The organism is Amycolatopsis sp. NPDC003865, from assembly GCF_053605345.1.
Window position 1 is genome coordinate 170,644 of the sequence record NZ_JBSGJA010000014.1, and the last position, 12,990, is coordinate 183,633.

The window sequence follows — 12,990 nt, forward strand, 5'->3', positions numbered from 1 at the left end:
GGGCTTCCGAGTCTCGTCACGTTGTCGAGGTGGGCCGCTGGGGCAAGCGCCGCCGGCCTGGGACCGCCGTCAACAGCGTGAACAGCACCGCCGCCAGCTGGGCCAGCAGCAGCAGGTTCCGTTCCGTGCCCGGGAACTCCACCGTCACCTCCGACGACGCCGGTGGTACCGACACCGCCACCTGGTGCCCCCACGCCGGCACGATCGGCACGCTCTTGCCGCCCACCGAGGCCTTCCAGCCCGCCTCCTGCTCCGCCGCCAGGACCAGCAGCCGCCCGGTCGGGCCGTCGGACACCCGGACCCGCACGTCCGGCAGCCCCGCCTGGACCGGTGCCACGCCCGGTGCGTTCCCCGGCGCCCCGCCGCCCGTCACCGCCGCCTTGGCCTGTTCCGGGGAGATCAGGATCACCTGACCGGCCGGTGGGAGCAGGCGCAGCACGCCGCGGCCGTCGGACGTCGGCGCGGTCACCGAGACCAGGTCCTTCGCCAGCGGCGGGTACGCCTGCGGGTCGACGCCCGCCGGGAGGACCACGAACTGCACTCCCGCGGCCGCCGCGGCGGCGAATGTCCGCTGGACCGCCGCCGCGTCGCCCTGGCCGAGGTCTCGGCGCCAGGTCGCCAGCCGCGTCGGCGTGCCGGGTGTCGGCGCGAGGTCGTCGTCGCCGTAGTGGGGCAGGCGGCCGCCGATCTGGCGGGTCGCGTCGGCCGCCAGGTCCAGCACCGACCGGCCGGACACCGCGAGCTCGGCGGACACCTCCGGCGCGAGCGCGGGCCGTTCGCCCGCCCGGAGCGGACCCTGGCCGCCGACGACGACCGCGCCCGCCGCGAGCGCGAGGAACACCACGACCCCGGCGACCGCGAACACCTTCGGCAGCCACGGCGACGGCACCCCGGCCGAGCCGCCGCGCTGCCACGAACCGAGCACCACCCACAGCAGCCCGGCGCCGACGATCAGCAGCGGCACGCCGGCGTAGCCGTGCGCGGGTGAGCCACCCTGCATCGGCGTCGCCGCCACCAGCCGCACCAGGACCAGCCCGCCCGCGCCCAGCGCGGCCAGCGCGAGCCCGCCCGCGGCGAGCTTCGTCGGGCGGACGACGATCGCGATCAGGGCCGCCGCGATCACCGCGACGCCGATCGGCCACGCGCCGGGGCCGCCGGGGTCGAGGCCGGCCAGGTCGGTGCCGGACACCGTCGCCGCCGCGCCGCCGAGGCCCTGCACCAGCAGCTCCGGGTGCCGCAGCAGCACCGTCGGCCACGGCAGCAGCAGCGCCAGCGGCAGCAGTACGACGATGCCGACCGACGCGATGCGCCGCGCGAGCCCGGTCGGCGCCGGCAGCACGACGAAGCCGATCAGCAGCCCGGCGAGCGCGAGCCCGTGCGCGAGCGGGGAGAACGCGCCGAGTACCGCCACCCCGATCGCCGACAGCGCGGAGACGTGCAGCCAGCGCGTGTCCGCGCGGACCAGCAGCCCGGCGATGCCCGCGGCCACCAGCGGCAGCGCGAGGTGCACCACGACGACGTCGAGCCGGCCCTGCGCGACGCCGGCGGTCGCGGCGGGCAGCAGCGCGTACGTCGCGGCGACGACCGCGCGGACCCAGCGGCGCACACGCAGCCGCCGAGTCGCGACATACGCCGCCATCGCCGACAAGGGGATGTCGCCGAGGAGCAGGATCGCCACGAACGCGGCCGGACCGCCGATCGGGGCGAACACCGCGCCGAGCGCGCCGAGCACCGGGAGCGTCGCCGACGCGGGCGCGCCGGTGCCGCCCGCGATCGCGTGCCACGGCGTCAGGTACGACGACCAGAGCTCGCCCAGGCCGCCGACCGGGAGCAGCTTGCCGCCGAAGAGGTCGAGCCCGAGCCGGGCGCGGTTGACGACCAGGCCCAGCGCGGTCATCACGACGAGCAGCACGACCGGCGGCGCGAAGACCGTCGCCGCGAGCACGCGCCGCCGGTTCACCTCGACGAAGACGATCTCGGGCTCGGGTTCTTCGGCGGGTTCTTCGGTCTCGGCGACCGCTTCGGGCGCCGGGGTTTCCGGCAGCGTGACGGCGACGAGCGTGCCCGGCTTGCGCAGCCCGTTGCCCCGCGAGCTGAGCCCGCGCAACGCGCCCGCCGGCAGCGCGTCCGGCCCGACCGGACGGGTCTCACGCGCGTCGAGCGCCTCCGGCGTCACCCACGCGGACTCGGTTTCGACGGTCTCGGGCACGCGGCCGAGCGCGACGTCTTCCTCGACGCCGCGGCGGACCAGCCCGACGACCCCGGCGCGCACGGCGTTGCGCAGCCGCGTCCCGCGGCCGGTGAAGAGCCCGCGAACCGTGCCCGGCCGCGGATTCCGCCGTCGGCGCGCCCGGGCGGCGCGCAATCCGCCGCGTCCACTGAGGAGGTACGTCGCCGCCGCGAATTCCGCGCGGGCTTCGCCGGTGCGGCGCAGCAGGACGAAGGCGAGCGCGCGCAGCAGGGAGAGCAGCGGGAGCCGGATCATGCCCAGCCAGAAGGAAAACGGCGAGCAGTTCACCAGGAACACGCGCAGCCCGTGGGCGCGGTTCGCGGTCGCGAGCGGGGTGGCGACGGCGTCGGCCGCGCGCTGCCCGGTGGTGACGGCGCGCGCGTGCCGCACCCGCGCGGTCGGCACCGAGAGGACGAGCCCGCCGGCGGCGTTGGCGCGCCAGCCGAAGTCGAGATCCTCGCGCAGCAACGGGAAATCGGGGTCGAAGCCGCCGAGGTCGTCCCAGGCGTCGCGGCGCACGAGCGAGCCGGCGCTGGGCACGGCGAGCACCTCGGCGGGTTCCTCGCCGAGCGCGGCGATCTGCTGGCGGTGGCCGGAGGCGTCGGTGGACAGGCCCGCTTCGACGATCAGCCGCGGGTCGGTCCAGTCGAGGCCCAGCGCGCCGAGCACGGTCGCCGACGGGGTTTTGGTGGCGACGCGCAGGAGTTCGTCGAGGCAGTCGGGCTCGGGGGCGCAGTCGTCGTGGAGCAGCCACAGCCACGAACCGGGGTCGCCCCAGCGTTCGGTGGCGTGCGCGACGGCTTCGGCGACCGCGGCGGCGAAGCCGGTATCGCTCGAAAGTGTGATGACCCCGGAGAGCACGGGCGAAGAATCCGGGCCGGGATCGGCGGCCGCTTCGGCGAGCAAGCGCGGGGTGGCGTCGGTCGATCCGGTGTCGACGGCGAGCACGTGCCGGGGCCGGACGGTGCTGCGGCGCAACGAGGAAAGCGCCAGCGGTAGCCAGTTTTCGCCGTTGTGACAGACCACAATGGCCAGAACGGGCGCGGTGCGCAGGACGGGCGGCGCGGCGGTTCGGGGCAACGAACACTCCGGTTCAGGCGGCGGATCGGTGCGGCCACCCTACGGCCCCGGTCCGTCACCCGGTGGTGAACCCACGCCGTGCGCCCACGCAGTGGTACTGCGTGGGCGCACGATCAAGACAACTGCCGGTCGAAGCCGCACGCTCAACGCGAGCACGGCGGGGGTCCGGGGGCTTGCCCCCGGGCGGGGTCTGGGGGTTGCACCCCCAGAAGACACTGAAACGAGCGATCGTGGTTCGCGCGTTCCGCGAACACACCCCTCCCTAAATCGCTCGTTTCTTCAGCTTCCGGCGCTCCCGCTCGGACAGACCACCCCAGATGCCGAAGCGCTCGTCGTGGGCCAGCGCGTACTCAAGGCACTCGTCCTTGACCTCGCAGCCCAGGCAGATCCGCTTGGCTTCGCGGGTGGAGCCGCCCTTCTCGGGGAAGAACGCCTCCGGGTCCGTCTGCGCGCACAGGGCGCGTTCCTGCCAATCCTGCTCTTCTTCGGTGGCATCGATGAGCTCGGTGAGATCTCCCAGAGCTTGCTCCGGGATCTCGCCCCAACCCATGACGTGCCCCCATTCCTTCCCATCGGCTTCCAACCGCACGTCCGCCTCCTCGCTCCCTAGCACTCCCCAGGCTGGCGGTGGTGAAACGACACCCGCCGTCCCCTCTAGGCGGCGAATGACATCACTGTGATTACACCCGTGTAGTGCGGTCAGGTCAAGCGGAGTAGCGAGTTCGGGGGACGTTCGGGCCCGATCGCGCAAGGGGACACGCCGGTAACTTCACACCGGGCATACGGAAGACTGGAAGCGTGCAGAAGTCAGCAGTGCGCCCCAGCCCGGTCTTCCTCGGCATCCTCGCGCTCACCGTCGCCGGCGGCGCGATGGCCGCGTTCGGCGACGTGAGCAGCATCCTGCTCCGCGATCGCGACCCGCTCTTGATCGCCGGCGTGGTGATCTTCGTCGCCGCCGGCTGGGTGGCGTCGTTGTCGCTGCACGAGTTCGGCCACGCGATGGTCGCTTACCGCGGCGGTGACTACAGCGTCGCCCACAAGGGTTACCTCACGCTCGACGTGCGGAAGTACACCGACCCGGTGCTGTCGATCGTGCTCCCGCTCGTCTTCCTCATCATCGGCGGCATCCCGCTGCCGGGCGGCGCGGTGTGGATCAACCGCGGTGCCCTGCGTTCGCGCGGGACGTCGACGTGGGTGTCGCTGGCCGGGCCGCTGAGCAACCTCGCGGTCGGGGCGGCGCTGGCGTTGGTCGTCGCGCTGGTCCCGATGTCAGGTGGCCTGGTCGCCGCGATGTCCTACCTCGCGCTGCTGCAGGTGGTGACGTTCATCCTCAACATCCTGCCGATCCCCGGCCTCGACGGCTGGGGCGCGATCGAGCCGTACCTGCCGCCCCAGGCGCGTGCCTTCGGCGCGCAGATCCGCCCCTGGGCCCCGATCATCCTGTTCGCGATCTTGTGGTTCTTCAAGCCGGCCAACGCCGCGCTGTGGGACGGCGCCTACTCGATCTTCGACGCTCTCGGCGGCAACAGGTTCGGCGCCAGCGCCGGAGCGAGCCTGTTCCGGTTCTGGGACTGAGGTTTGGACCGGGCGCCGCGCGGGAAGATCACGTGCGGTGCTCGGTCAGCCAGACGTGCGCTCGTTTCCAGACCTCACGCAACCCCGACCGCTCCCCGAGGTAGTCCCCCGCCGCGCCCACGACCGGCAGCATGCCCAGCGCTCGGTGGAAGAAGTTTCCCCGCGGGCGCTTCTCCAGCTCCTCGGTGATCCCGAGCAGTCCGCGCCCCAGCCGCCACAGCGTCCGGCCGGCCGCCTTGATCGTCGCCTTGCCGTGCTTCTTCTCCGACGCCGTCAGGTCCTCGGTCAGGCGAGCCGCTTCGTCGGCCTCCGCCGCTTCGTCGTGCTCCGGGTGCTTGCCCGCCGCCAGGTCCGCGTCGATGGCGCGCTCGAACAGCACCCACGCGATCAGCCGGACCCTCGTACCGACGTCCGTCACGCCGTACTCGCCCGCGATCGCGCACAGCAGCAGCCCCTGCGACGCCGCTCCCAGCGTGTCCTGCACCGGGAGCCGGTCGGCCAGTGCGCCGCCCAGGCCCGGGATCGACGTCAGCAACGCCGTGAAGCGGCCGACGCGGTTCATCCACCAGCTCGACCGGTCGTAGCCCGTCATCCGGGCCCACGCCGCCGTGCCCGGCACCTTCACCGACGTCACGCCGTGGATCAGCTTCGCCTTGAGACCGGACTCGACCTCGGCGAGGTCTTCCTTCGCCCGGGCCTGCAGGCCGAACGGGTCGGACTCGCGCAGGGCGTCGAGCATCGGCCCGCACGCCCGCACGAACGGCCGCAGCACGGCCACGACCTGCTTGTCGGAGATCGCCTCAGCCACGTCCCGGTTTCCTTCCCGCCACCTGGCCCAGCCCGCCGCCCAGCACCAACGCGCCCGGCAGCGCGCTCGCGCCGAGCAGCACCAGCGCTCGCCAGTCCTGGATCAGCACCAGATCGCCGCCCGGGCCCAGCAGGCCGAGCCCGAACACGACGACCACCCACACCGCCAGGGGTACCCACGAAAGCCCGGGCCGCACCAGCTTCGCCGTCGTCGACACCAGCCACGGCGTGGTGACGGCGCCGACGACGACCGTCACCGGCAGCGGCACGACACCGATCCGCAGCGGCAGGAAGAACAGCTCCAGCACGGCCAGCAGCACCGTGTCGAAGACGAGCAGCACCAGGAGCAGCCGCTGGTCCAGGGTGAGGGGCTCCGGCACGGTCACAGCCCGCCGAACAGGTCGTCCGCCGCACCCTCGGCCGGCCCGTGCGCCAGCACGAACGAGTCGCGCGCCGGGATCGGCTGGGCGACTTCGTTCGTCAGCGCGAAGTACGGGACGGCGCCTTCGACCACCGCCAGCTGCGTCGCGTGCGCGCGCAGTGCCGCCAGCTTCGCGGGGACGTACGCGGCGACGTCGAGCGTCGTCGTGATCTCCTCGTCCGGTGTCGCGGGCAGCTCGTCGTCCGGCGGCACCGTGAACGCCGTGTCGCCGAGGGAACGCAGCTCGGCCAGACCGGTGCGGACGGCGTCACGCGAAGTAACGGTGTGGAACACCCGCGCCACCGACTCCGCGCGCGGCGCCGCGGCCATCGTGATCTCGTGGGCGCGGATGTGGTCGGGGTGGCCGTAGCCGCCGAAGGCGTCGTAGGTGACGACGACCTGCGGCCGGACCTCGTCGAGGACCTCCGCCAGCTGCGCGGCCTGCTCTTCGGCGCTGCCGCCGGTGAAGGCCCGCGGGTGCGACGCCGACGGCGTGCCCGCCATGCCCGAATCGCGCCACCGGCCGATGCCGCCCAGATAACGATGTCGTGACACCCCGAGCGCGGCGCACGCGCGCTGCAGCTCCGCGACGCGGTAGCCGCCCAGCTGGTCGGCGGCCCACGCGCCCAGCCCGGCCAGCTCGGGCAGGCCTGCCATGACCTCGCCTTCCTCACCGAGTGTGCAGGTCACCACGGTCACCTCGGCGCCTTCGGCGGCGTATCGTGCGATCGTGGCGCCGGTGGTGATGCTCTCGTCGTCGGGATGGGCGTGGACGAGCAGCAGCCTGCGCGGTACCGGGGAGATCACGGGTTGAGCGTAATTCCCGTGCTCCGACCTTAGTCGGGGACACCCTCGGTTATCCTCGCGCGAGTCGCGACCGCCGCGTCGCGATCGTCTGTACCCCCACGAAGGGCATCTTGGTGAGCACTGAAGCAACTTCGGCGGACGTCGCCGGCGTGTCCGGATCCGTTCTGTCGATCTCCGACCTCAACGTGTCGTTCCGGACCGAAGACGGCATCGTCAACGCCGTCAAGGGCATCGGCTTCGACGTCAAGCCCGGCGAGATCGTCGCCGTGGTCGGGGAGTCGGGATCCGGCAAGTCCGTCACGTCGATGTCGGTGCTGGGCCTGCTGCCCAAGACCAGCAAGATCGCCGGCGAGCTGCGCCTCGGCGAGCGCAACCTGGCGGATCTCAAAGAGAAGGACATGCAGAAGATCCGCGGCAACCAGGTCGCGATGATCTTCCAGGAGCCGATGACGGCCCTGAACCCGGTCTACACGGTGGGCTGGCAGCTGCGCGAGGCCCTGCGCTCGCACCTCGACATCTCCAAGGCCGCCGCGGACAAGCGCGCGGTCGAGCTGCTGGACATGGTCGGCATCCCGAACCCGCCGCTGCGGTTCAAGCAGTACCCGCACCAGCTCTCCGGCGGGCTGCGCCAGCGCGTCGTCATCGCGATGGCGATCGCCTGCGACCCGAAGGTCATCATCGCCGACGAGCCGACCACCGCGCTCGACGTCACCGTGCAGGCCGAGATCCTGGGCCTGCTGCGCAAGCTGCGCGACACCCTCGACACCGCGATCGTGCTGATCACCCACGACATGGGCGTCGTCGCCGACATGGCCGACCGCGTAATCGTGATGTACCAGGGCGAGATCGTCGAAGAGGCGCCGGTGCGCGAGCTGTTCGCCTCGCCCAAGGAGGACTACACCCGGCGGCTGCTCGCCGCGGTGCCGGTGCTCGGCCAGCGCCCCGAGGGCCGTCGCCTGCTCGACGACGCCGGGATCGCCACCGACAGCACCGAGGCGGCCAAGATCGCCGAGGAGATCCGGCTGGCCGACGAGGAGCTCGAGGCGGTGATCGAGGAGACCGCGCCCGCCCTCGAGATCAAGAACCTGGTGCTCGAGTACCCGGGCCGCCGCGGCCAGGGCAAGAACCGCGCGGTCGACGACGTCTCCCTGACCATCGCCAAGGGCGAGATCGTCGGCCTGGTCGGCGAATCCGGCTCGGGCAAGACGACGGTCGGCCGCTGCGCCATCCGCCTGCTCGACCCGACGTCGGGCACGGTGTCGATCGCGGGCAAGGACATCACGAAGATGTCGGCGAAGGAGCTTCGCCCGCTTCGCCGGTACTTCTCGATCGTGTTCCAGGACCCGGCGTCGACGCTGGACCCGAAGATGACGATCGGCGAGTCGATCGCCGAGCCGATGGTGCTGCACAAGGTGCTGTCCGGCAAGGAGCTGTCGGCGCGCGTGCGCTCGCTGCTCGACAAGGTCGAGCTGGGCGGGCACTACATGAACCGCTACCCGCACGAGCTGTCCGGCGGCCAGCGCCAGCGCGTGGCGATCGCCCGCGCCCTGTCGCTCGACCCGGCGCTGCTGATCGCGGACGAGCCGACGTCGGCGCTGGACGTGTCGGTGCAGGCCCGCGTGCTGGACCTGTTCCTGGACCTGCAGCAGTCGCTGCAGTTCGCGTGCCTGTTCATCAGCCACGACCTCGCGGTGGTCGACCTGCTGGCCGACCGCGTCGCGGTGATGCAGCACGGCAAGCTCGTCGAGGTCGGCACGCGTGACCAGGTGCTGCACTCGCCGCAGCAGGACTACACGCGCCGGCTCCTGTCGGCGGCCCCGGTGGCCGACCCGGTGCTGCAAGCCGAGCGCCGCGCGGCCTGGGAGGCCGGCAAGCTGGCCCCGGTCGCCGACTGACCCAGACGCGCCGAAGGGCCCGCACCCGCTCGGGTGTGGGCCCTTCGCCGTTCCCGGACCCGGGCGTCAGTGCCCCAGGACCTGGTACAGGAGGCCACAAACCGCGAGCCCGGTGCCGAGGCCGGCGAGGGGGCCGCCAAGCGACCCAGCGAGAACGCCGACCCCGACCGCGATCGCGAGGATCACGCCCCAGCGCAGCGGAAGGCGTTCATCTCCGTCCGATCCGCCGGTGCCGTTCTTGGTTGCCACGTGACCGCTCTCCTTCGGAAGTGATGCCGCTCCGGGCGGCCTTGACCCCACAGAAGCAGGAGCCGGAGCCGCGTTCAATCGGCACGCTACAAAGCGCTACTATGTTCACATTGCGCGCTACAAAGGAGGACGGGATGCCTCGCAGGCCTCGCCCGCTCAGTCCCGATGACGGCCCGCTGGCCGTCTTCGCCATCGAACTCAGGGCCCTGCGAGACAGCTGCGGACCGACGGCGCCCACCCCGGACGATATCGCCGGCAAGGAGAACATCCACCGCACGACGGTCTATGCCGCCTTGTCCGGCAAACGCGTCCCGAGTCGCGACGTGCTCGCCGCGATCGTCAAGCACTGGCGGGGTGACCAACCCGAATGGGCCGCCAAGCGCACCGCGCTCGAAAACGCGCTCAGCACGGCACGCCAACTCCAGGACCGAGGCGACCGTTCGACCGGAACGCCACGTCCCTCCGGCACCCCGGTCACCTGGGGCGACCTCGAGCGAACCGGAGTCACCTGGGGTGAACTGTCGAGCGGGCGCCCCACGCGCTCGACCGAAGACACCTCGGCTCTGCTCAGAGACTTCCAGGACGCCCTGAGGAAACTACGATATGCCTCTGGCATGACGATCCGTGAGATCGAGCGTGTGACCGCGCAGAATCACCACCCGGTACCGAAAAGCACCATTGCGCACCTGCTGAGCGGCAACGGTGTTCCACGCTGGGAAACCGTCGCCCAAGTGCTCAAGGCCCTGGGAGCCGAAGACGAGTTGGCCGAATGGCAGAGGCGGTGGGTCGATCTTCGGGGCTACAGCGATCCCGCGCGCCGGCTACGCGAGCTGCGCGACTCGTTCTGACCGAAACCGGACGAGGACCTCGGCGACCTCAGCCCACGCGGATGCGGGGGTCCAGGATGCCGTACATCAGGTCGGCCACCAGGTTCGCGATCACCACGCTCGCCGCGATCACCACCAGCCAGCCCATCAGCACCTGCGGGTCGTTCTTGTTGACCGCCTCCACCAGCAGCGTGCCCATGCCGTGCCAGTTGAACACCGTCTCGGTGATGATCGCGCCCGTCACCGTGGCGCCGAAGTTGACCGAGAACAGCGTCATCACCGGGATCAGCGCGTTGCGGAACGCGTGCCGCCAGATCACGCGGCTGTTCGAGACGCCCTTCGCCCGCGCTGTGCGGACGTAGTCGGCGCCCAGGACCTCCAGCATCGACGCCCGCTGGAAGCGGCTGTACGCGGCGAACGTGATGGCCATGATCGACAGCGTCGGCAGCAGGAACGCGCCGACGTACTTCGCGAGCGCGTCACCCACTCCGGTCGCCGAGAGGCTCTCCGGGCTCGTCGTGCGCAGCCACGGGTCGCCGAGGACGTCGGACAGGCCCAGGTCCCGCACCCAGCCGTTCAGGCGGATCGCGTAGCCCTTCAGGACGATCGCGATGCAGAAGATCGGCATCGAGAACATCAGGAACGCCAGCGTCGTCGCCAGGTAGTCCCAGATCGAGTACTGCTTGACCGCCGCGAGCACCCCGACCAGCACGCCGAAGACCAACGCCAGGATCGACGCGGCCAGCACCAGCTCGAGCGTCACGCGGAATGCCGCCATCACCTTGGGCGCCACCGGCTGGAACGCGTTGCCCTGCGCGATGGAGATGCCCCAGTCGCCGGTGAGGAAGTGGCCGAGCCAGGTGAAGTACCGCGCGACCACGCCCTGGTCCAGGCCGAGCTTGTGCTCGGTGTCGGCGATCGCCTGGAGGTTGATCCCCGGCTTGCTGCGCAGCTCGCCGAGCGGGTCGCCGGTGTTGGCCACCATGACGAAGCAGAGGAACGTGCCGACCAGCAGGACCGGAACGGAGATCGCCAGCCTGCGGAGCACGTAGAGCACGAGATTCATCCGAAACCCCCAGTTCCGGCGATCGTCGCGCGAAAACGGACGCGGGGGCGACCGGAACCCGGTCACCCCCGCGTCGGCGTTCAGGCCTTCATTCTCCGCTGCCGCGGGTCGAAGGCGTCGCGAAGACCGTCACCGATGAAGTTGATCGTCAGTGAAATCAGCACGAGCACGATGAACGGCCCGAAGAACAGCGCCGGCCGCGTCTGCAGCTGGGCGTAGTTCTCCAGGATGACGCGGCCGAGCGAGGTGTCCGGCAGCTGCACACCGAGGCCGATGAACGACAGCGCGGCTTCCGCCAGCACGGCCTGCGCGACCGCGAGGGTCGCGTTGACCGTGATGCTGCCGACCATGTTCGGCACCAGGTGCTTGAAGATGATCCGGAACGTGCCGGCACCCGAAGCGCGAGCCGCGTCGACGAACTCGCGCTGGGACAGCGACATCGCTTCGGCGCGGGTGATCCGGGCGATCTGCATCCAGCCGAACGCCGCCAGCACCAGCGCGACGATGTACCAGGAGCCGCTCCCGAACACCTTCGCCAGGATGGCCGCCGCGGCGATCTGCGGGATGATCAGGAACAGGTCCGTCACCCGCGAGACCGCGGAGTCGGTGAACCGGCGCAGGTAGCCCGCGAGCGCGCCGAGCACGACACCGACCACGGTCGACAGGATCGACACCGTGAGCGCGATGAGCAGCGAGAACTGGGTGCCGCGCAGGATCTGCGACACCATGTCCTTGCCGACCTGCGTGGTGCCCAGCGGGAAGTCGGCGCTCGGCTTCGCGAAGGACGGGAAGGAGCTGTCCTCGTAGCTGTGCTTCCAGAAGAGCGGCAGGATGATGCTGAGCAGCACGATCAGCACCAGCACCGCGGTCGACGCCATGGCCAGCTTGTGGTGCAGGAACTTCCGGAGCACCAGCTTGCCCTGGCTCCGGGGTTCGGGCAGCGCTTCCGGCGGGAGCGTGCCGTCCTTGGTCGCGGTTTCGCTCGCCAGGAGGGAGTTCAAGTCAGCCAACGCGAATCCTCGGGTCCAGGATGCCGTACACCAGGTCGGCGATCAGGTTGGCGACGATCACGCTGGTGGCGATGACCACGAGCCAGCCCATCATCACCTGAGTGTCGTTCTTCGAGACGGCTTCCACCAGCAATGTGCCCATACCGTGCCAGTTGAACACCGTTTCGGTGATGATGGCGCCGGCGAGGACCGAGCCGAAGTTCACCGAGAACAGCGTCGTCACCGGGATCAGGGCGTTGCGGAACGCGTGCCGGAAGATGACCCGGCCGTTGCCGAGGCCCTTGGCGCGCGCGGTGCGGACGTAGTCCGAGCCCATCACCTCGAGCATCGACGCCCGTTGGAACCGGCTGTACGCGGCGAAGCTGATCGCCATGATCGACAGCGTCGGGAGCAGGTAGGCGCCGATGGTGCTGGTTATGAAGTCGCCGACGCCGTCCGTTTTCAGCTGTTCCGGGCTGGTCGTGCGTAGCCACGGGTTGCCGAGGACGTCTTGCAGGCCGAGGTCGCGGACCCAGCCGTTGATCTCGATGGCGTAGTTCTTCAGCACGATCGCGACGCAGAAGATCGGCATGGAGAACAGCAGGAAGGCCAGCGTGGTGGCCAGGTAGTCGATGATCGAGTACTGCTTCACCGCGGCGAGCACGCCGACGATGATGCCGATGACCAGCGCGAGGATCTCGGCTCCGACGACCAGCTTGAACGTGACACCGAACGCGGCCATCACCTTCGGCGCGACCGGCTGCAGCGCGTTGCCCTGCGCGATGGACGTGCCCCAGTCACCCGACAGGAAGTCGCCGAGCCAGTTGAAGTACCGCGGGACGACGCCCTGGTCCAGGCCCAGCTTGTGGGAGAGCGCGTCGATCGCGTCCTTGCTCAGCTGCGGGTTGTTGCGGAGCTCGCCGAGCGGGTCACCGGTGGCGGCGACCATCACGAACGACAAAAAGGTCCCGACCAGCAGGACGGGAATCGATATCGCCAGACGGCGAAGGATGTAGATCACCAGGTTCAACGAACTGCTCCTCA

12 protein-coding genes are annotated in these 12,990 nt (G+C 70.8%); 3 read left to right on the top strand and 9 right to left on the bottom strand.

Annotated features, from left to right (window positions below; translation table 11 throughout):
- Positions 1 to 16 precede the first annotated feature (16 nt).
- Together ACWEVP_RS30570 and ACWEVP_RS30575 are read right to left on the bottom strand one after the other, a co-directional pair.
- A complete protein-coding gene (locus tag ACWEVP_RS30570) occupies positions 17 to 3,310 on the bottom strand; it encodes a glycosyltransferase (RefSeq protein WP_452066019.1) in 3,294 nt (1,097 codons plus the stop codon).
- A gap of 262 nt (positions 3,311 to 3,572) precedes the next feature.
- Positions 3,573 to 3,860, bottom strand: coding sequence for a WhiB family transcriptional regulator (locus ACWEVP_RS30575; protein WP_257918562.1), 288 nt, complete (start codon positions 3,858 to 3,860; stop codon positions 3,573 to 3,575).
- A 263-nt stretch (positions 3,861 to 4,123) separates the two neighbouring features.
- Here ACWEVP_RS30575 and ACWEVP_RS30580 point away from each other — a divergent pair, with 263 nt between their 5' ends.
- Positions 4,124 to 4,885: a site-2 protease family protein gene (locus tag ACWEVP_RS30580; RefSeq protein ID WP_452066095.1), complete on the top strand. Its 762-nt coding sequence runs from the start codon at positions 4,124 to 4,126 to the stop codon at positions 4,883 to 4,885.
- Positions 4,886 to 4,913: 28 nt separating this feature from the next.
- Here ACWEVP_RS30580 and ACWEVP_RS30585 read toward each other — a convergent pair whose 3' ends face one another.
- Genes ACWEVP_RS30585 through mshB form a run of 3 tightly spaced genes read right to left on the bottom strand, consistent with a single transcriptional unit; the run spans position 4,914 to position 6,920 of the window.
- A complete protein-coding gene (locus ACWEVP_RS30585; RefSeq protein WP_452066020.1) occupies positions 4,914 to 5,693 on the bottom strand; it encodes a hypothetical protein in 780 nt (259 codons plus the stop codon).
- Entirely contained in the window at positions 5,686 to 6,078 is a 393-nt protein-coding gene (locus tag ACWEVP_RS30590; protein WP_452066021.1) for a hypothetical protein, read from the bottom strand. The genes ACWEVP_RS30585 and ACWEVP_RS30590 overlap by 8 nt, the downstream gene beginning before the upstream one ends.
- Positions 6,075 to 6,920 carry an N-acetyl-1-D-myo-inositol-2-amino-2-deoxy-alpha-D-glucopyranoside deacetylase gene (gene mshB, locus ACWEVP_RS30595; protein WP_452066022.1) on the bottom strand — a complete coding sequence of 282 codons (846 nt, stop codon included), beginning with the start codon at positions 6,918 to 6,920 and terminating at the stop codon, positions 6,075 to 6,077. The genes ACWEVP_RS30590 and mshB overlap by 4 nt, the downstream gene beginning before the upstream one ends.
- Before the next feature lie 113 nt (positions 6,921 to 7,033).
- Here mshB and ACWEVP_RS30600 point away from each other — a divergent pair, with 113 nt between their 5' ends.
- The gene (locus ACWEVP_RS30600; protein WP_452066023.1) at positions 7,034 to 8,815 is read left to right on the top strand and encodes an ABC transporter ATP-binding protein; all 1,782 of its coding nucleotides are present in this window, start codon (positions 7,034 to 7,036) and stop codon (positions 8,813 to 8,815) included.
- Between the two features lie 66 nt (positions 8,816 to 8,881).
- On the opposite strand, the gene ACWEVP_RS30605 is transcribed toward ACWEVP_RS30600, so the two are convergent.
- Positions 8,882 to 9,064, bottom strand: coding sequence for a hypothetical protein (locus tag ACWEVP_RS30605; RefSeq protein WP_452066024.1), 183 nt, complete (start codon positions 9,062 to 9,064; stop codon positions 8,882 to 8,884).
- 134 nt (positions 9,065 to 9,198) lie between these two features.
- Between ACWEVP_RS30605 and ACWEVP_RS30610 the strand changes: the two genes are divergently transcribed.
- The gene (locus tag ACWEVP_RS30610; protein ID WP_452066025.1) at positions 9,199 to 9,912 is read left to right on the top strand and encodes a helix-turn-helix domain-containing protein; all 714 of its coding nucleotides are present in this window, start codon (positions 9,199 to 9,201) and stop codon (positions 9,910 to 9,912) included.
- Positions 9,913 to 9,940: 28 nt separating this feature from the next.
- Here ACWEVP_RS30610 and ACWEVP_RS30615 read toward each other — a convergent pair whose 3' ends face one another.
- The 3 genes from ACWEVP_RS30615 to ACWEVP_RS30625 all read right to left on the bottom strand — a co-directional run bounded on the left by ACWEVP_RS30615 (position 9,941) and on the right by ACWEVP_RS30625 (position 12,976).
- Positions 9,941 to 10,957, bottom strand: a complete 1,017-nt coding sequence (locus ACWEVP_RS30615) for an ABC transporter permease (protein WP_452066026.1) — start codon at positions 10,955 to 10,957, stop codon at positions 9,941 to 9,943.
- Between the two features lie 80 nt (positions 10,958 to 11,037).
- The gene (locus ACWEVP_RS30620) at positions 11,038 to 11,967 is read right to left on the bottom strand and encodes an ABC transporter permease (RefSeq protein ID WP_452066027.1); all 930 of its coding nucleotides are present in this window, start codon (positions 11,965 to 11,967) and stop codon (positions 11,038 to 11,040) included.
- Entirely contained in the window at positions 11,960 to 12,976 is a 1,017-nt protein-coding gene (locus tag ACWEVP_RS30625) for an ABC transporter permease (RefSeq protein WP_331662135.1), read from the bottom strand. The genes ACWEVP_RS30620 and ACWEVP_RS30625 overlap by 8 nt, the downstream gene beginning before the upstream one ends.
- Between the last annotated feature and the right edge of the window lie 14 nt (positions 12,977 to 12,990).

Excerpts from the sequence above, each read along its gene's own strand:
- ACWEVP_RS30615 (WP_452066026.1), bottom strand. The coding sequence starts at position 10,957 with ATGAATCTCGTGCTCTACGTGCTCCGCAGGCTGGCGATCTCCGTTCCG.
- ACWEVP_RS30575 (WP_257918562.1), bottom strand. The coding sequence starts at position 3,860 with ATGGGTTGGGGCGAGATCCCGGAGCAAGCTCTGGGAGATCTCACCGAG.
- ACWEVP_RS30610 (WP_452066025.1), top strand. The coding sequence starts at position 9,199 with ATGCCTCGCAGGCCTCGCCCGCTCAGTCCCGATGACGGCCCGCTGGCC.